Source organism: Parvimonas sp. D9 (genome assembly GCF_035282565.1).
Taxonomy (GTDB): domain Bacteria; phylum Bacillota; class Clostridia; order Tissierellales; family Peptoniphilaceae; genus Parvimonas; species Parvimonas micra.
On the sequence record NZ_JAYKBM010000299.1, the window covers coordinates 1 to 229 of the forward strand.

Here is a 229-nt window from a genome sequence, read left to right on the forward strand (position 1 = left end):
AAATGCCCGTCCATCTTTACGCTTTACGGCCCAGCGTTGTGGTTTGTTATTTGTATATTTGCTTTCATAAAACTCAGTTACAGGGATTACGCCAAACTTACATTTGTAGGCAGATTCTTGAAAACTTGGTTTCTGAAAAATAGTTTCGTGACGTGCATTATAAGTATGTTTTGAAATATTAATATCTTCTGCCCATTTGGGTACTAAACCAAACAGAACCTCCCTCCAC

At 37.6% G+C, this 229-nt stretch carries 1 protein-coding gene; it reads right to left on the minus strand.

Annotation, left to right across the window (positions count from 1 at the left end):
• Nucleotides 1-229 (minus strand): SOS response-associated peptidase family protein (locus VJI94_RS08940; protein WP_324009124.1); only part of this gene is annotated, 229 nt, incomplete at both ends.